This window comes from Paenirhodobacter sp. YD-8, assembly GCF_056590935.1.
In genome coordinates this window covers 894,230-910,621 of record NZ_CM152649.1, presented here as the reverse complement: position 1 = coordinate 910,621, position 16,392 = coordinate 894,230, and the positions used below count along the sequence as shown (strand labels likewise).

At 70.8% G+C, this 16,392-nt stretch carries 16 protein-coding genes; 11 read left to right on the top strand and 5 right to left on the bottom strand.

Annotated features, from left to right (window positions below; genetic code table 11):
* The first annotated feature begins 34 nt into the window (after positions 1–34).
* From AC0QTQ_RS04475 to AC0QTQ_RS04455, 5 genes are read left to right on the top strand one after another with little or no spacing between them, the layout of a single operon-like run.
* Entirely contained in the window at positions 35–1,027 is a 993-nt protein-coding gene (locus AC0QTQ_RS04475) for an ABC transporter ATP-binding protein (protein WP_480258428.1), read from the top strand.
* Entirely contained in the window at positions 1,024–2,013 is a 990-nt protein-coding gene (locus tag AC0QTQ_RS04470) for an ABC transporter ATP-binding protein (RefSeq protein WP_480258427.1), read from the top strand. Before AC0QTQ_RS04475 ends, AC0QTQ_RS04470 begins: the two co-directional genes overlap by 4 nt.
* 11 nt (positions 2,014–2,024) lie before the next feature.
* Positions 2,025–2,951 carry an ABC transporter permease gene (locus tag AC0QTQ_RS04465; RefSeq protein WP_480258426.1) on the top strand — a complete coding sequence of 309 codons (927 nt, stop codon included), beginning with the start codon at positions 2,025–2,027 and terminating at the stop codon, positions 2,949–2,951.
* A gap of 10 nt (positions 2,952–2,961) precedes the next feature.
* Positions 2,962–3,816: an ABC transporter permease gene (locus AC0QTQ_RS04460; RefSeq protein WP_480258425.1), complete on the top strand. Its 855-nt coding sequence runs from the start codon at positions 2,962–2,964 to the stop codon at positions 3,814–3,816.
* 11 nt (positions 3,817–3,827) lie between these two features.
* Positions 3,828–4,571 carry a glycerophosphodiester phosphodiesterase family protein gene (locus tag AC0QTQ_RS04455; RefSeq protein ID WP_480258424.1) on the top strand — a complete coding sequence of 248 codons (744 nt, stop codon included), beginning with the start codon at positions 3,828–3,830 and terminating at the stop codon, positions 4,569–4,571.
* Here the strand turns inward: AC0QTQ_RS04455 and AC0QTQ_RS04450 are convergent, their stop codons facing one another.
* A complete protein-coding gene (locus AC0QTQ_RS04450) occupies positions 4,572–5,789 on the bottom strand; it encodes a bifunctional alpha/beta hydrolase/OsmC family protein (RefSeq protein ID WP_480258423.1) in 1,218 nt (405 codons plus the stop codon).
* 176 nt (positions 5,790–5,965) lie between these two features.
* On the opposite strand from AC0QTQ_RS04450, the gene AC0QTQ_RS04445 reads away from it, so the two are divergent.
* The 6 genes from AC0QTQ_RS04445 to lhpI all read left to right on the top strand — a co-directional run bounded on the left by AC0QTQ_RS04445 (position 5,966) and on the right by lhpI (position 13,231).
* Positions 5,966–6,676, top strand: coding sequence for an ABC transporter ATP-binding protein (locus tag AC0QTQ_RS04445; RefSeq protein WP_480258422.1), 711 nt, complete (start codon positions 5,966–5,968; stop codon positions 6,674–6,676).
* Positions 6,670–9,039, top strand: coding sequence for an ABC transporter permease (locus tag AC0QTQ_RS04440; RefSeq protein WP_480258421.1), 2,370 nt, complete (start codon positions 6,670–6,672; stop codon positions 9,037–9,039). Before AC0QTQ_RS04445 ends, AC0QTQ_RS04440 begins: the two co-directional genes overlap by 7 nt.
* A 1-nt stretch (position 9,040) precedes the next feature.
* Positions 9,041–10,273 carry an efflux RND transporter periplasmic adaptor subunit gene (locus AC0QTQ_RS04435; protein ID WP_480258420.1) on the top strand — a complete coding sequence of 411 codons (1,233 nt, stop codon included), beginning with the start codon at positions 9,041–9,043 and terminating at the stop codon, positions 10,271–10,273.
* 118 nt (positions 10,274–10,391) lie between these two features.
* Positions 10,392–11,009, top strand: coding sequence for a helix-turn-helix domain-containing protein (locus tag AC0QTQ_RS04430; RefSeq protein ID WP_183077410.1), 618 nt, complete (start codon positions 10,392–10,394; stop codon positions 11,007–11,009).
* 10 nt (positions 11,010–11,019) lie between these two features.
* The gene (locus tag AC0QTQ_RS04425; protein ID WP_480258419.1) at positions 11,020–12,282 is read left to right on the top strand and encodes an FAD-dependent oxidoreductase; all 1,263 of its coding nucleotides are present in this window, start codon (positions 11,020–11,022) and stop codon (positions 12,280–12,282) included.
* A 10-nt stretch (positions 12,283–12,292) separates the two neighbouring features.
* Positions 12,293–13,231 (top strand): bifunctional Delta(1)-pyrroline-2-carboxylate/Delta(1)-piperideine-2-carboxylate reductase, encoded by a 939-nt coding sequence (gene lhpI / locus AC0QTQ_RS04420; protein ID WP_480258418.1) that lies wholly within the window; start codon positions 12,293–12,295, stop codon positions 13,229–13,231.
* Here the strand turns inward: lhpI and AC0QTQ_RS04415 are convergent, their stop codons facing one another.
* The 4 genes from AC0QTQ_RS04415 to AC0QTQ_RS04400 all read right to left on the bottom strand — a co-directional run bounded on the left by AC0QTQ_RS04415 (position 13,232) and on the right by AC0QTQ_RS04400 (position 16,341).
* The gene (locus AC0QTQ_RS04415; protein ID WP_121530457.1) at positions 13,232–14,152 is read right to left on the bottom strand and encodes a LysR family transcriptional regulator; all 921 of its coding nucleotides are present in this window, start codon (positions 14,150–14,152) and stop codon (positions 13,232–13,234) included.
* A 70-nt stretch (positions 14,153–14,222) separates the two neighbouring features.
* A complete protein-coding gene (locus tag AC0QTQ_RS04410) occupies positions 14,223–14,891 on the bottom strand; it encodes an amino acid ABC transporter permease (protein WP_121530151.1) in 669 nt (222 codons plus the stop codon).
* 12 nt (positions 14,892–14,903) lie between these two features.
* Positions 14,904–15,572: an amino acid ABC transporter permease gene (locus AC0QTQ_RS04405; RefSeq protein WP_480258417.1), complete on the bottom strand. Its 669-nt coding sequence runs from the start codon at positions 15,570–15,572 to the stop codon at positions 14,904–14,906.
* A gap of 7 nt (positions 15,573–15,579) precedes the next feature.
* Positions 15,580–16,341, bottom strand: coding sequence for an amino acid ABC transporter ATP-binding protein (locus AC0QTQ_RS04400; RefSeq protein ID WP_480258416.1), 762 nt, complete (start codon positions 16,339–16,341; stop codon positions 15,580–15,582).
* Positions 16,342–16,392 lie beyond the last annotated feature (51 nt).

Genomic DNA, 16,392 nt, shown 5'->3' with positions numbered 1-16,392 from the left:
CCCCGGCCGGACGCGCGCCTTTCGGAAGGATCTCATGGACAGACTGGTGGAAATCCGCGACCTGCGCGTCGCCTTCGACGGCGTCCCGGTGCTGCATGGCATCGACCTCGACGTGGCGCCGGGCGAGGCGCTTGGCCTGGTGGGCGAGTCGGGTTGCGGCAAGTCGGTGACCTGGCTCGCGGCGCTTGGGCTCCTGCCGGCGAAGGCGCGGGTCACGGGCTCGGTCCGGCTGGGCGCGGGCGAGCTCGTGGGCGCGCCGCGCGAGACACTGGAAACCGTGCGCGGCAAGCGCATCGCGATGATCTTCCAGGACCCGTCGAGCGCGCTGAACCCGGTGATCCGGGTGGGCAAGCAGATCTGCGAGGCGCTGCGGCTCCATCGCGACCTGCGCGGCGGGGCGGCGAAGGCCGAGGCGATCCGGCTGATGGAGATGGTCGGCATCCCCGACGCGCCGCGCCGCTTCGACCTCTACACCCACGAGTTTTCCGGCGGTCAGTGCCAGCGGCTGATGATCGCGATGGCGCTGGCCGGCCGGCCCGACCTGCTGATCGCCGACGAGCCGACCACCGCGCTTGACGCCACGATCCAGGCGCAGATCCTCGAACTTCTGGCCCGGCTGCGGCGCGAGACCGGCATGGCCACCGTCTTCATCAGCCACGATCTGGGCGCCGTCGCGCAGATCTGCGAGCGGGTCTGCGTGATGTATGCCGGCCGGATCGTCGAGGCGGGCCCGGTCGAGCGCCTGTTCGCGCATCCGCGCCACCCTTATACCCGCGGGCTCTTCGACGCGATCCCGCAGATGACCGGGCCGCGGCGGCGGCTGGTGCCGATCCCGGGCACCGTGCCCGATCCGCGCGCCCTGCCGCCGGGCTGCGCCTTTGCCCCGCGCTGCACCCGCGCGCATGACGCCTGCAGCCGCACCCGCCCCGATCTGCTCACGCAGCCCGACGGCCGCACCCTCGCCTGCGCCTATCCGGTGCCCGAGGCGCGGCACGACAGTTTCAGCACGGAAAGGGCGATGACATGAGCCGGCCCCCGCTTCTCGAGGCGCGCGATCTGGTGCGCATCTACCGTTCCCGCCGCGGCCTGACCGGCGCCGTGACCGAGGTCCGCGCCGTCGACGAGGTCAGCCTGAAGCTGCGCGCCGGCGAGACGCTGGGCATCGTCGGCGAGTCGGGATCGGGCAAGTCGACGCTCGGGCGGATGCTGCTGGGCCTTGACCCGGCGCAGGGCGGCACGGTGCTGTTCGAGGGGATGGCGCTGCCGCGCTTCGGCACCCCGATCTGGCGCCGGCTGCGCGCGCGCATGCAGATGGTCTGGCAAGATCCGCTCTCGGCGCTTGACCGGCGGCTGACGGTCTCCGCGCAGATCCGCGAGCCGCTCGACATCCACCGCATCGGCACGCCCGAGGAGCGCCCGGCCCGCACCGCCTCGCTGATGACCGCGGTCGGGCTGCGCGCCGATCAGGGCGGGCGCTATCCGCACGAGCTCTCGGGCGGGCAGCGCCAGCGCGTGGTGATCGCGCGCGCGCTGGCCACCAATCCGGCGCTTCTGGTCTGCGACGAGCCGGTCTCGGCGCTCGATGTCTCGATCCAGGCGCAGGTGGTGAACCTGCTGCGCGACCTGCAGGGGCAGAAGGGGCTGGGCATGGTGTTCATCAGCCACGACCTGAAGGTGGTGCGCAACCTCGCCGACCGGGTCGCGGTGATGTATCTCGGGCGGATCGTCGAGGAGGGCCCGGCCGAGCAGATCTTCGCCGAGCCGCGCCACCCCTATACCCAGGCGCTCGTCTCCTCGATCCCGGTGCCGGGGCGGCCGCTCGATGCCCGCATCCTGCTGCAGGGCGAACCGCCGAACCCCGCCGCGCGGCCCGCGGGCTGCGCCTTCCACCCGCGCTGCCCGCTGGCGCAGGGCCTGTGCCGCACCCGCGTGCCGGCGCTGCGCGTGCCCGAGCCCGGCCGCGCCGTCGCCTGCCATGTCACCGCCGGGGCGCAAAGCCCCGTCGCCGCCTGAAAGGACCGCCGATGCTGCGCTTCGTCGCCCTGCGGCTTGCCCGCGCGCTTGCCACGGTGATTGCCGTGATGACCTTCGCCTTCGTCGTGCTGCGCCTGTCCGGAGACCCGGCGCAGGTGATGCTGGGCCCCGACGTGCCACAGGAGGCGGTCGAGGCCTTCCGCCGCTCCTGGGGGCTCGATGCGCCGCTGTGGCAGCAATACCTCGCCTATCTCGGCGCGATCTTCCGCGGCGATTTCGGCGTCTCGATGCGCGACCATTCGCCGGCGCTGGCGCTGGTGCTCGAACGCGTACCGGCGACGCTGCAACTGACGATCCCGGCGCTGATCCTGAAGCTCGGCCTCGGCATCCCGGCCGGTGTCTATGCCGCACTGCACCGCGACAGCCTGATCGACCGCGGGGTGATCCTGCTCGCCGTCGCGGGCTTCACCATCCCCTCCTTCGTGCTGGGGCTGGTGCTGGTGCTGATCTTTGCGGTGACGCTGGGCGTTCTGCCCTCGGGCGGCTCGGGCACCTGGGTGCATGGCATCCTGCCGACGCTCACCATCTCGATCGGCGGCATCGGCGTTCTGGCGCGGTTCTCGCGCTCGGCGATGATCGAGGTGATGGGCCAGCCCTATATCCGCACCGCCGCGGCAAAAGGCGTGAAATGGCGCAACGTCGTGCGCGGCCATGCGCTGCCGAACGCCGCGGTGCCGATCGTGACGCTGGTGGGCTTCATGGTCGGCTCGCTGATCGCCGGCGCCGTCGTGGTCGAGACGATCTTCAGCTGGCCCGGCATCGGGCGGCTGCTGATCGTCTCGGTCAGCAACCGCGACCTTGCCGTGGTGCAATGCATCCTGCTCTTGATCGCGGCGGTGATGGTCGTCTCGAACCTTGTGGTCGATCTGCTCTATGGCGCGCTCGACCCGCGGCTGCGCGCGCAGCCCGCCACCTGAGGAGGACGCCATGGCCCTTGCCGACATCCTGCCCCGCACCCGCCGCCTGCTGCCCGCGGGCCTGCCCGTCTCGGTCGCGCTCAGCCTTTTCTGGCTGGCCGCGATGCTGCTTTGTGCGGCGCTCGCCGATCTGCTGCGCCCCTACCCGATCACCCGCATGGATCTGGCCGCGCGCCTCGCCCCGCCGCTGACGCCGCACCACTGGCTCGGCACCGACGAGCTGGGCCGCGACGTGCTCTCGCGGCTGATCCAGTCGGTGCGGGTCTCGCTGGTGATCGCCTTCGGCGCGACGATCCTCTCGGCGGTCTTCGGCACGACGCTCGGCTTTCTCGCCGCCAAGGCGCGCGGCTGGGTCGAGCATGCCGTCGTCATGCTTGCCGATTTCCAGGCGGCGCTGCCCTTCCTCATCATGGCGCTGGCGGTGCTTGCCTTCTTCGGCTCGTCGATGCCGCTCTTGGTCGGGCTGATGGGCTTTTACGGCTGGGAGCGGTACGCCCGCATCGCCCGCGGCCTGGCGATCTCGGCCGGGGCGCAGGGCTATGCCGCGGCCGTGGTGCAGCTCGGCGCGTCCCCCGCCCGCGTCTATCTGCGCCACATCCTGCCCAATGTCGCCTCGACGCTGATCGTGTCGATGACCCTGACCTTCCCCGAGATCGTCTTGATGGAATCGGGGCTCTCGTTCCTCGGCCTCGGGGTGCAGCCGCCCGAGACGAGCCTTGGCAACATGGTCGGTTTCGGCCGCGATTACCTGACCACCGCGCCCTGGATCATGCTTGCCCCCGCCGTTGTCATCACCCTGACAACTCTTTCGATTTCGCTGGCCGGAGACTGGCTGCGCGACCGGCTCGATCCCACCATTCGCTGAAGGAGCTTCCCATGACCGCCATCAACGGCCACCGCGGTGCCCGCAATCTCTGGCCCGAAAACTCGCTTCCGGGTTTTCGCAACGCGCTGCAGCTCGGCTGCGACGCGATCGAGTTCGACGTGCATCTGACCGATGCGGGCGAGCTTGTGGTGATCCACGATCCGCTGCTCGACCGCACCACCGACGGCACCGGCCCGGTGCGCGCCCTGACGCCCGAGACCCGGCGCCGCACGCTTCTGAAGGACAGCGACACCGTGGTGCCGACGCTCGGCGAGGTGCTCGAGGTGCTGGCGCCGGTGCACGGCCTTGGCCTGCATGTCGAGATCAAGCTCGACGAGGCCGGCCTGCCCTACCCCGGCATCGCCGGCCGCGTCGCCGATGCGCTGATCTCGCACGGGCTTGAACGCCGCGCCCATCTGACCTCCTTCGACGCGGGCATCCTGCGCGACTGCGCCGAGGTCGCCCCCGGGATCGCCCGCCTCGTCTCGGCCGATGCCGACTGGGTGGCGCGGCAAGGGGGGCTTGAAACCTTCCTCGCCACGATGGGCCGGCTTGTCGACATCGTGGCGCTGCGCCACGACTATCTCGACGCGGAATGGGACGCGATCACCGCGCTCTGGCCGAAGGAACGGCTCTGCGCCTGGACGGTGAACGACGAGGAGCGCATCCGCCATTTCCTCGACCTCGGCGTCGGCCATCTGACCAGCGACCGGCCTGACCTCGCGCTGCGCCTGCGCAGCACCGAGCCCGCCTGATCAGCCCGCAAGCCGGGTCTCGACCGTGGCACCGTGCGACAGCGTGCGGTGCACCGGGCAGCGATCGGCGATCTCGACCAGACGTGCGCGCTGTTCGGCATCAAGCGGGCCGGCCAGCGTGATCTCGCGCGAGAAGACGTCGATCCGTCCGCCCGCGGCCTCGACCGCCGCCGCATCCTCGGCATGGAGCTTGCGGTGGCTGACCTCGACCCGGACGTGGTCGAGCGGCCATTTCTTGCGCCGCGCATACATCCGGATCGTCATCGAGGTGCAGGCACCAAGCGCCGCCGAGAGCAGCCCGTAGGGCGAGAGCCCGCGATCGGTGCCGCCTTGCGCCACCGGCTCGTCGGCGATCAGGTGATGGCGCGGGCCGGCGGTGACATCCTGCGCGAACCGCGCGGGGTCGGCCTCGGACACCCGCACCACGCCCTCGGGCACCCCCTCGGGCGCCGGTTCGGCAAGATCGAGGTAATGTGCGGCCCAGGCGGCGATCACGCCGGCGGCGTAATCGGCCTCCTTCGGGTCGCTGATCATGTGATCGGCATCATCAAGGGTGACGAAGCTTTTCGGATGCTTGGCGGCAAGGAAGATCCGCGTCGCATTCTCGATCCCCACCACCATGTCGCGCGGCGCGTGCAGCACCAGAAGCGCGCGGTGCAGCGCCGCGGCCGCGGTGCCGACCTCGATGCCGCCAAGCCCCGCGACAAAGTCCCGCCCGATCCGCAGCCGGGCCGAGCCGAGGGTGACCTCCGCCGCGCCCTCGGCCGCGATCTCGGACATCGCATCGGCGAAATGCCGCGCCATCGCGGCGGGCGCGAACGAGGCGCCGATCACCGCCACCGCCGTCACCGAGGGCATCCCGGAAGCCGCCAGAAGCGCCGCGGTGCCGCCAAGCGAATGGCCGATCAGCAGTCCGGGCGCCATGCCCCGCCCCTCGAGGAACCGCGTCGCGGCGGTCAGATCGGCGACGTTGTCGGCAAAGCTCCGCGTCGCGAAATCTTCGCCCGCCCCGCCGATCCCGGTGAAATCGAATCGCAGCACCGCGATCCCCGCCGCCGCCAGCCGCGTCGCGATCCGCTGCGCCGCCGCGATGTCGCCACCGCAGGCAAAGCAATGCGCAAACAGCGCGGTGGCCAGCACCGGCCCCGCCGGCAGCTCCAGCCGGGCCGCGAGCGGGGTGCCGTCGTGGCCGGGAAAGGTGAGCGATTCCGAGGGCATGGGAGCCTCCTTCCGTAAGTTCCGAAGGCAAAGGTGGGGCAAGCCCCGGGCCGCGGCAAGGGGCGGGGCTGCGGCCCATCGCCCCACGGCGGCCGCGACCCGCCCGCGCCTTGTGCGGGATCAAGGCGCGGGCGGCCGGTTCATGGCATGATCGACGCAGGACAGGAGGAGACCGCATGGCGCAGCCCGCCGTCTTTCGCGTCGAGGGGGTGACGAAGACCTATGTCACCGGCAGCGTCACCGTTGCCGCGCTGCGCGGCATCGACCTGGCGCTGAACGAGGGTGAGCTTGTGGTGCTGCTCGGTGCCTCGGGATCGGGCAAGTCGACGCTGCTCAACATCCTTGGCGCGCTCGACAGCCCGACGACCGGGCGGGTGTTCTTCCGCGACACCGAGCTGACCGGGCTCGACGATGCCGGGCTCACCGCCTTCCGCCGCGCCCATGTCGGCTTCGTCTTCCAGTTCTACAATCTGGTGCCCAGCCTCACCGCGCGCGAGAACGTCGCGCTGGTGACTGAGATCGCACGCAACCCGATGCCGCCCGAAGAGGCGCTTGACCGCGTCGGCCTTGCCGCACGGCTCGACCATTTCCCGGCCGAGCTCTCGGGCGGCGAGCAGCAGCGCGTGGCGATCGCCCGGGCGCTGGCCAAGCGGCCCGAGGTGCTGCTGTGCGACGAGCCCACCGGCGCGCTTGACAGTGCGACCGGGGTGACGGTGCTGCAGGCGATCTGGGAGGCGAACCGCGATCTGGGCACGGTGACCGCCCTCATCACCCACAATGCCGCGATCCGGCAGATGGCGCATCGGGTGATCCGGCTGGCCGACGGGCGCGTCACCGCGATCGAGGAGAACCCCGACCCGCAGCCGCCGCAGGGGATCGAATGGTGATGCGCGCCCTCGACCGCAAGCTTTTGCGCGATCTGCGCCGGATCTGGGCACAGGCCCTTGCCATTGCCCTCGTGCTTGGCTGCGGGGTGATGGTGCTGGTGCTGGCGACCGGCACCGAACGCTCGCTGCGGCTGGCGCGGCAATCCTTCTACGACCGCATGCAATTCGCCGAGGTCTTCGCCAGTGCGACGCGCGTGCCGAAGGGGCAGCTGGCCGAGATCGCCGCGATCCCGGGCGTCGCGCAGGCCGAGGCGCGAATCTCGATGCAGGTGGTACTCGACCTGCCCGGGCAGACGAAACCGGCGCAAGCGCGGCTCGTCTCGCTGCCCGAGGCGGGGGCGCCGGTGCTGAACCGCCCGGTGCTGCGCACCGGCCGCCTGCCCGACCCGCGCGCCGCCGACGAGGTGGCGCTGTCGGAAAGCTTTGCCGAGGCGAACGGCCTTTTCCCCGGCAGCAGTTTCGGCGCGATCCTGAACGGGCAGTGGCGCGAGCTGCGGGTGACCGGGCTGATGCTCTCGCCCGAATTCGTCTATCTGATCGGGCCCGGCTCGCTGATGCCCGACGACAGCCGCTATGGCGTGATCTGGATGGGCGAGGTGCCGGCCGCCGCCGCTGCGGGGCTGACCGGCGCCTTCAACGACCTCAGCCTCACCCTGACCCGCGGCGCCTCGCGCGATCGGGTGATCGACGCGCTCGACCGGCAGCTTGCCCCCTGGGGCGGCACCGGCGCCTATGGCCGCGACCTGCAAAGCTCGGACCAGTTCCTCTCGGGCGAGCTCGATCAGCTCGGCGCGATGGCGGTGATCCTGCCGCCGATCTTCCTGATCGTCTCGGCCTTTCTGGTGAACATGGTGATGGGGCGGCTCATTGGGCTCGAACGGCCGGTGATCGGGCTTCTGAAGGCCATGGGCTTCACCGGACGCGAGATCGCGCTGCATTACCTGAAACTCGCCGCCGGCATCGGGTTGGTCGGGGTGCTGATCGGCTGGGGCGCGGGCTGGTGGCTCGGCGCCGAGCTGACGGCGCTTTACACCCGCTTCTACCGCTTCCCCTGGCTCGTCTACACCCCGGGCACGGCAAGCTTCGCGCTTTCGGCGCTGATGGGGCTTGGCGCGGTGGTGGCGGGCGCGCTGCGCGCGGTGCGCGGCTCGGCCCGGCTTGCCCCGGCGGTGGCGATGCAGCCCCCGGCCCCGCCGCGCTTCCGCCGCGGCCAGATCGACGCGCTGGCGGTGCGGCTTGGCCTGCGGCAGACGACGATGATGATCTTGCGCGCGATCACCCGCTGGCCGGGGCGGGCGCTGGTCACCTCGCTCGGCGTCGCCGCCTCGATCGCGGTGCTGGTGGCCTGCTTCTTCACCTATGACGCGATCTCCTCGGTGATCGACGCCGCCTTCAGCCGGACGAACCGGCAGAGCGTCACCCTGACGCTCGCCGAGAACGCGCCGCGCTCGGTGATCGAGGATGCGGCCCATCTGCCCGGCGTGCTGCGCGCCGAGGGGGCGCTCGCCGTGCCGGTGCGGCTGAGCCACGGGCCGCGCTCGGAACGCACGCTCCTTGAGGCGCGCAGCCCCGAGGCGACGCTGGTGCAGACCCTCGATGCCGAGGGCCATGCCGTGCCGCTGCCCGCTGACGGGCTTGCCCTGCCCGAAAGCCTTGCGACGAAGCTTGATCTGCACGCGGGCGAGCGCGTCACCGTCACCCTGCTTGCGCCGCCGCGCGACAGCTACGAAATTCCGGTGACCCGGGTGATCCGTCAGGATCTGGGCGAGACCGCCAGCATCCCCGCCGCGGCCCTCGCCGCGCGGATGCGCATGGCCGAACAGGTGAACCGCATCGACCTGCTGCTCGACACCGACCGGCTGGCCGAGTTCGACCGTGCGGTGAAGGCCACCCCGGCGATCGCCGGCACGCTGTTCTGGCCCGACGTGCAGCGCCAGTTCGACGCCACGCTGAACGAGAACCTGACCCGCTCGGTCAGCATCTATGCCGTGCTGGGCGTGCTGATCACCGTCGGCGTCGTCTACAATGCCGCGCGCATCCGGCTGTCGGAACGCTCCTATGAACTTGCCAGCCTGCGCGTGCTCGGCTTCAGCCGGGCCGAGGTCGGCGCCGTGCTGGTGGGGGAACTCATGCTGCTCACGCTCCTCGCCATCCCGCCCGGGTTGCTGGGCGGCTACGGTTTCGCCGCACTGATCGCCGAGGGCTTCTCGACCGATGTCGTGCGCATCCCGCTGGTGATCGCGCGCCGCACCTATGCCGTGGCGGCGCTGATCGCCACCGTCTCGGCCCTTGTCGCCGCCCTTGCCGTGCGCCGCCGGCTTGACCGCGTCGGCCTCGCCACTGCCCTGAAACAGAGGGAATGACATGACCGCTCCCCGCCGCCCCGCCCGCCGTTTCCTCGCCCCGCGTTCCCTCACCTGGGCCGCAAGCGGTCTGCTTGTCGCCGCCGCACTGGTCTGGGCGTTCTGGCCCGAGCCGGTCACCGTCGATCTGGCCCGCGTCACCCGCGCGCCGATGGAGGTCACGGTCTCGGCCGAGGGGGTGACGCGGGTGCGCGACCGCTACGAGGTGACGGCGCCGCTTGCCGGCACGGTCCTGCGCGCGCCGGTCGCCGTGGGCGATGCGGTGCGGGCGGGCGAGACCGTCGTCGCGCAGATCCAGCCGCTCGAACCCGCCTTCCTCGACGCCCGGGCGCGGGCCGGGGCCGAGGCCGCGGTGGCCGAGGCACAGGCGGCCCTCGCCCTGGCGCGCGCGCGGCTGGCGCAGGCCCGCGCCGATCTCGAGCAGGCGGAAAGCGATTATGCCCGCAACGAAGCACTGGCCGCGCTTGGCCGGGTGTCGCAGCACCTGCTCGAGGAGGCGACGACCACCCGCGCCGTCGCCCGCAGCGCGCTCGAGGCGGCGCAATCCTCGGTCGACCTGCAACAGGCGACGCTGGCGCGCAGCCAGGCCGCGCTTCTCGGCCCGGGCGAGGATGGCGCCGGCAGCGCCTGCTGCATCGAGATCCGCGCCCCCGCGAGCGGCGCCGTGCTCGAGCTTGCGAACGAAAGCGCGCGGCCGGTGCAGGCGGGCGATGTGCTGATGACGCTCGGCGATCTGGGCGATCTCGAGATCGAGGTGGATCTGCTCTCCTCGGACGCGGTGCGGGTGCCGCCGGGGGCGAGCGCCCATGTCGAGCGTTGGGGCGGGACCGAGACCTTGGCCGCGCGGGTGCGCCAGATCGAGCCCGCCGCCTTCACCAAGGTCTCGGCCCTCGGCATCGAGGAGCAGCGGGTGCATCTCAAGCTCGACCTGCTCACCCCGCCCGAGGCGCGGCCGGGGCTCGGCGATCAGTATCGCGTCTATGTGCGGGTGGTGACCTGGCAGGCGCCCGCGGTACTGCAGGTGCCGATCGGGGCGCTGTTCCGCGACGGCGGGGCCTGGGCGGTCTTCGTCGCCGAGGACGGGCGGGCGCGGCGACAGGTGGTGAGCGTCGGGCATCAGACCGACCTTGCCGCCGAGATCACCGCGGGGCTGGCCGAGGGCGCGCAGGTGATCGCCTTCCCCGGCGCGCGCATCGCCGAGGGCAGCCGCATCACCGCCGCCCCGGGCGGATGAGCGCCCAATCCTTGGGCAGATCCGCCGGGCCGAGGCGATTTCCGCCCGCGCAGTTCCGGAAATAATTTGCGTATCCGCAAAATTCTTGCACATGTTCGGCGCAACGAAAGGACCCGCAATGTGGAAGACCGAAATCCGTGACAGCGCCGAAACCGCCCCCGCCGCCGCGCCGGCGCCCTCGCTGGGCGCCAGCCTGAAGGCGATGCGGCTTGACCGCGCGCTGACCCTGACCGCGCTGGCGACGGAAAGCGGGGTCTCGGCGGCGACGCTGTCGCGCATCGAAAGCGGTCAGCTGTCGCCCACCTTCGAGGTGATCGCGAAGATCTGCCGCGGCCTCGGCACCGGCATCGAGGAATTGCTCAGCTATGGCACGATGAAGCGGCTCGCGGGCTGGCGCTCGCTGACCCGGGCCGGCGACGGGCGGGTGATCGAGACGCCGCATTACCGGCTCGAACTGCTGTGCGACGACGTGATCCGCAAGCCCTACCTCGTCTTCCGCGCCGAGATCCGCGCCCGCAGCCTGGATGCATTCGAGACGCTGCAGGCCCACCCCGGTCAGGAACAGGTGGTGGTGCAAAGCGGCCGCGTGCGCGTCTTCACCGAACATTACGCCCCCGTCGACCTCGCCCCCGGCGACAGCTTCGCCTTCGACAGTGCGATGGGGCATGCGCTGGTCTCGCTGGAGGCGGAGCCGGCAATCGTTCTGTGGGTCTGCGACCTGCGCGAGACCCCGTAAGGAGAAAAAGATGCAAGACGACCGGGTGGTGGTGATCGGTGCGGGGGTCATCGGCACGATGACGGCGCGTGCCCTGGCGAAACGCGGGCGGCGCGTCACGCTGATCGAGCGGTTGCCGGGCGCGGCCGAGCTGTGCTCGCGCGGGAATGCCGGGATGATGGCGGTGGGCCATGCCAAGGCCTGGGCCGAGCCCGCGGCGATCCCAGCGCTTGGCCGGGCGTTGCTCGGTCGCGAACCGGCGGTGCGGGTGAGCCGGCTGATGGACCCGGCGCTGTGGCGGTGGGGGATCGACTTCCTGCGCCACTGCACCGGCTCGGCCAATGCGGTGAACAGCGACCGCGAGCGGCGGCTGGCGCGGTTCAGCCGCGACATGCTGAAGGCGGCCGAGACCGAGATGGGCCTGCCCGTCGCCACCTGGCACGAGGGCGCGCTCTACCTGTTTCAGGACGGCGCGCAGTTTCGCAGCTATGCCGCCAAGGTCGGCACCGGCGGCGAGATCGAGGCGCTGGATCCCGCGGCGCTGATCGCGCGCGAGCCGGGGCTTGCGGCGATGCGCGAGCGTCTGGCGGGCGGGCTGCTCAGCCGCATCGACTCGGTCGGCGATTGCCATCTCTTCACCCGCCGCACCGCCGCCTGGCTGGCCGAAACCGGCCGCGTCGAGATCCGCTATGACACCGACGTCACCGGCTTCACCCGCCGCGACGGCAGGATCGTCACGGTCGAGACCTCGGCCGGCCCGGTGCCCTGCGCGCAGGTGGTTCTGGCGACCGGGGTCGAGACCCCCGACCTGACCCGCCCGCTCGGCTTTGCGCCGGCGATCTATCCGGTGAAGGGCTATTCCGGCACCTGGCGGATCACCGACCCCGCCGGCGTGCCGCGCCTGCCCTTCGTCGACGAGACCGAGCTGCTGGCCGTCGCCAATTACGGCGACCGGCTGCGGGTGACGGCGATTGCCGAATTCGCCGGGCGCGACCGCAGCCTGCCGGCCGAGCGGGTGAAGCTGCTCGATGACTATGTGCGGCGCAGCTTCGGCGCGGCGGTCGACCTCGACACGCCCGAATTCTGGACCGGCCTGCGCCCGACCACCCCCGCGGGCCCGCCCTTCCTCGGCAAGGTGAAGGACTTCGCCAACCTCTGGATCAACGCCGGACACGGCCAGCTCGGCTGGACCATGAGCCTTGGTGCGGGCGAGATCCTGGCTCAGCACCTCACCGGCGAAACCCCGGCGCTGCGCGACGTCTCGGCCCGCGCGCGCTGGCTCGAGGCCGCATAGGAGAACGCCCGTGAAGATCCTGAGCCTTGCGGAAACCCGCGCCGCCCTGCCCTTCGACGCGCTGATCGAGGCCCTCGACGCCGGCTTTCGCGCCGGCGGCGAGGTGCCGCTGCGACACCAGCACCTGATGACCACCCCCGGCGGCCCCGAAGACGTGCTGCTGCTGATGCCCGCGTGGCAGGCGGAGGGCTGGGGCGGGGTGAAGATCGTCAACGTGCACCCGGGCAATGCCGCGCTCGGCCTGCCGGCGATCGCCTCGAGCTATATCCTGTTCGACCGGCGCACCGGCGCGCATGCGCTGATCCTCGATGGCGGCGAGCTGACGGCGCGGCGCACCGCGGCGGCCTCGGCGCTGGCGGCGAAACGCCTGGCCCGCCCCGACAGCCGCCACCATCTGATCGTCGGCGCCGGCCGGGTCGGCGCGAACCTCGCGCAGGCCTATCGCGCCGCGCTGCCGATCGAGACGGTCGAGGTCTGGAACCGCACCGCGGCCTCGGCCGAGGCGCTGGCGGCCGAGCTGCGTGCAGAGGGCATGGCGGCGCAGGCGGTCACCGACCTGGCCGCGGCGGTCGGGCGCGCCGATGTGATCTCCTGCGCCACGCTCGCCCGCGCGCCGCTGATCCGCGGCGACTGGCTGCGCCCGGGTCAGCACATCGACCTGATCGGCTCCTTCACCCCCGAGATGCGCGAGGCCGATGACGCGGTGATGCGTCGCGCGCGGATCTTCCTCGACACCGATCACGCGCGGGTGGAAAGCGGCGACATCGCGCAGCCGCTCGCCTCGGGCGCGATCGGCCTTGCGGACATCGAGGGCACGCTCGACACCCTGTGCCGCGAGAACCTGTTCCCGCGCCGGTCAGAGGGCGAGATCACGCTGTTCAAGGGGGTGGGCTCGGGGCTCGAGGATCTGGCCGCGGCGATCCTCGCCCATGACCGGATGGCGGGCTGATCAGCCCGCCGCAGCGGCCCGCGCCGCCTCGAAGGCGCGGGTCTCGGCCGTCAGCCATTTGCAGAACACCTGCAGCGGCTCGTAGCTGTCCTGATCGTGCGGCCAGCACAGGTAATAGGCCTCTTCCGAGCGCATCGGCGCATCAAGCGCCCGCACCAGCCGCCCCGCCGCGATCTCGTCGTCGATGAGGAAGGTCGGCAGCAGCGCCACGCCCAGCCCCGCCGCGGCCGCCTGCGCCGCCGTCGCGAACTGGTCAAACAGCATCCCATGCACGTTCTGCGCATCGACGTCATGGCGCAGGAAATACCGCTCCCACGCGTCGGGGCGCGAGGTCAGGTGCAGAAGGGGCGCCGTGCGCAGATCGGCCGCCGTGCCGAAGCGATAGCGTTCCAGCACCTCCGGCGCGCAGGCCGGCACCACGTCCTCGCCCATCAGATAGACGCAATCGGCACCCGGCCAGTCGGTGCGGCCGAAATGGATCGCGGCATCGACCGCCTCGTTGCGGAAGTCGAACTGCGTCAGCCGAGTGACAAGGTTGATAGTGATGCCCGGGTTCGCCGCCAGAAACCCCGGCAGCCGCGGCGCCAGCCAGCGCGTGCCGAAGGTGGGCAGGATGGCGAGCGACAGCGTGCCACCATGCGGGTTCGCGCGCAGGTTCATCGAGGCCTGCGAGATCTTCTGCAATGCCTCGCGCACCTCGCGCGCATAGGAGGCGCCGCCCAGCGTCAGCCGGATCGTCTGCTTCTCGCGGTGGAACAGGCAGGTGCCCAGCTGTTCCTCGAGCGCCCGGATCTGCCGCGACACGGCGCTTTGCGTCAGCGACAGCTCCTGCGCGGCGCCGGTGATCGACTGCAGCCGGGCCGCAGCCTCGAAGGCCTGCAGCAGCGACAGCGACGGCAGAAAACGGCGCGGGGTTTTCATCAGCAGGGCTCCGAGCAGATCGCGCCTGCTTTCGCCCGCCCCCCGCGCCGAGACAAGCATTTTCTGCCGCTCAGACAGCAAGGCGACGCAGGATCCGCGCCTCGACGCGGCCGACGATGCGGGTCAGCGGGAAGGCCACGGCGAAATAGATCACCGCGATCGCCGTCAGCATCTCGACCGGGCGCCCGGTGCGGTTCGAGATCGAGGAGCCGATGAACATCAGATCCGCCATGCCGACCGCCGAGATCAGCGCGCTTTCCTTGAAGAGCGCGACCGCGTTCGACAAAAGCGTCGGGATCGCCCGCAAGAGCGCCTGCGGCAGCACCACCCAGAGCGCGAGGCTCATCCCGGTGATGCCGAGCGCGCGGCAGGTGTCATATTGCTCGCGCGGGATCGACTTCAGGCTGGCGCGGAAGGTCTCCGAGGTGATCGCCCCGGCATAGAGGGTCAGCGCCACCACCGCCGAGGCGAAGTTGCCCGGCTCGAAACCCAGAAGCAGCGGCAGGCAGTAGAAGATCCAGAACAGCTGGATCAGCACCGGCGTGCCGCGGAACAGCTCGACATAGAAGGTGGCGAGCGCCCGCAGCGGCATGAACCGCGACCGCCGCGCCTGCGAGGTGAGGAAGCCGAGCGCGATGCCGAGGGCCAGGCAGATCAGCGTCAGCCGCAGGCTCATCCACAGCCCGATCAGCAGCGCGTCCCAGTACTTGAACGGGACCATGGGGTCGAAATGCATCATCGGAACGCCTCCTCAGGCCTGGACGCGGTCGAACCGCGCCTCGATGCGCTGCACGATCAGCGAGACCGGCGCCGAGATCGCGAAATAGATCGCGGCGACGACGGTATAGGTCTCGATCGGGCGATAGGTCTCGGTGGCAAGCATCTTGCCCTCGTACATCAGGTCCGGAATCGCCACGAGCGCGACCAGCGCACTTTGCTGGAAGATGGTGATGCCATTCGTCATCAGCACCGGCAGCGCAGCGCGCAGGGCATGGGGCAGGATGACATGGCGGATCCGGGTCCAGCCGGTCAGGCCAAGCGCCGCGCAGGCGTCATATTGCTCGCGCGGGACGGACTGGATCGCGGCGCGGTAGCCCTCGGCGTTGAAGGCGGCAAGGTTCACCCCAAGCGCCAGCACCCCCATCACCATCGGGTCGATGAACAGGTTGAACAGGATCGGCACGCAGTAGAAGAACCACACCACCTGCACCAGCACCGGGGTGCAGCGAAAGACCTCGACCATCGCCGCGGCGGGCGCGCGCAGCAGCGCGCTTTTCGCGCGCAGGAGCAGCGCGACGCCAAAGCCCAGCGTCAGCCCGATCAGGTTCGCAAGCCCCGTGAGCTCGAGCGAGACCACAAGCCCCTGCCCCAGCTTGTCGAGGTTCTGCCAGACGTAGAAGAACTGCAGATCGTAGCTCATCGCGCCCTCACCTCTTCTTCGCGAAGACGCGCTCGACGAATTCGCGGGTGCGGGCGACCTGCGGGGCGTCGAGCACCTGCTCGGGCGGGCCGTCCTCGACCACCACGCCGCCGGCGGCAAAGACCACGCGGCTGGCGATGTTGCGGGCGAAATGCATGTCATGGGTGACGATCATCATCGGCATGCCGGCCTCGGCCAGCTCCATCATCACCGCCTCGACCTCGGCCACGAGTTCCGGGTCGAGCGCCGAGGTCACCTCGTCGAACAGCAACAGATCGGGATCGAGCATCAGCGCACGGGCGATCGCAACGCGCTGCTTCTGCCCGCCCGACAGCTGCGAGGGATAGGCGCGGGCCTTCGCATCCAGCCCGAAGCGGGTCAGCAGCCCCATCGCCTTTTCCTCGGCCGCGGCGCGCGACATGCCGCGGGTCTTCACCGGGGCAAGGGTCAGGTTGCGCAGGATGTCGAGATGCGGGAACAGGGTGTAGTGCTGGAACACCATGCCGACGCGCGCCTGCAGCTTGCGGTCGATCTTCGTCTTCGCCCCGTCGCGCAGGATATAGGGCTTGCCGTTCATGTAGATGTCGCCGCCGACGATGTCCTCGAGCCCCATGACGATGCGCAGGAGCGTCGACTTGCCGCCGCCCGAGGGGCCGATGATGACCAGCCGGTCGCCGCGGTCCATCGAGAGCGTCAGGCCCTTGAAGATCTCCAGATCGCCATAGGATTTGTGCAGGTTGTGAATTTTGAGGAGCTTGTCCTGAGCCATCGTCCTTGCCTTCGTGCAGTGGGGCGGGCGGAGGTCGGCCCCCGCCCGCCG

Excerpts from the sequence above, each read along its gene's own strand:
- AC0QTQ_RS04460 (WP_480258425.1), top strand. The coding sequence starts at position 2,962 with ATGGCCCTTGCCGACATCCTGCCCCGCACCCGCCGCCTGCTGCCCGCG.
- AC0QTQ_RS04405 (WP_480258417.1), bottom strand. The coding sequence starts at position 15,572 with ATGAGCTACGATCTGCAGTTCTTCTACGTCTGGCAGAACCTCGACAAG.
- AC0QTQ_RS04415 (WP_121530457.1), bottom strand. The coding sequence starts at position 14,152 with ATGAAAACCCCGCGCCGTTTTCTGCCGTCGCTGTCGCTGCTGCAGGCC.
- AC0QTQ_RS04470 (WP_480258427.1), top strand. The coding sequence starts at position 1,024 with ATGAGCCGGCCCCCGCTTCTCGAGGCGCGCGATCTGGTGCGCATCTAC.
- AC0QTQ_RS04440 (WP_480258421.1), top strand. The coding sequence starts at position 6,670 with ATGGTGATGCGCGCCCTCGACCGCAAGCTTTTGCGCGATCTGCGCCGG.
- AC0QTQ_RS04475 (WP_480258428.1), top strand. The coding sequence starts at position 35 with ATGGACAGACTGGTGGAAATCCGCGACCTGCGCGTCGCCTTCGACGGC.
- AC0QTQ_RS04400 (WP_480258416.1), bottom strand. The coding sequence starts at position 16,341 with ATGGCTCAGGACAAGCTCCTCAAAATTCACAACCTGCACAAATCCTAT.
- AC0QTQ_RS04455 (WP_480258424.1), top strand. The coding sequence starts at position 3,828 with ATGACCGCCATCAACGGCCACCGCGGTGCCCGCAATCTCTGGCCCGAA.
- AC0QTQ_RS04410 (WP_121530151.1), bottom strand. The coding sequence starts at position 14,891 with ATGATGCATTTCGACCCCATGGTCCCGTTCAAGTACTGGGACGCGCTG.
- AC0QTQ_RS04450 (WP_480258423.1), bottom strand. The coding sequence starts at position 5,789 with ATGCCCTCGGAATCGCTCACCTTTCCCGGCCACGACGGCACCCCGCTC.
- AC0QTQ_RS04435 (WP_480258420.1), top strand. The coding sequence starts at position 9,041 with ATGACCGCTCCCCGCCGCCCCGCCCGCCGTTTCCTCGCCCCGCGTTCC.
- AC0QTQ_RS04465 (WP_480258426.1), top strand. The coding sequence starts at position 2,025 with ATGCTGCGCTTCGTCGCCCTGCGGCTTGCCCGCGCGCTTGCCACGGTG.
- AC0QTQ_RS04430 (WP_183077410.1), top strand. The coding sequence starts at position 10,392 with ATGTGGAAGACCGAAATCCGTGACAGCGCCGAAACCGCCCCCGCCGCC.
- AC0QTQ_RS04445 (WP_480258422.1), top strand. The coding sequence starts at position 5,966 with ATGGCGCAGCCCGCCGTCTTTCGCGTCGAGGGGGTGACGAAGACCTAT.
- AC0QTQ_RS04425 (WP_480258419.1), top strand. The coding sequence starts at position 11,020 with ATGCAAGACGACCGGGTGGTGGTGATCGGTGCGGGGGTCATCGGCACG.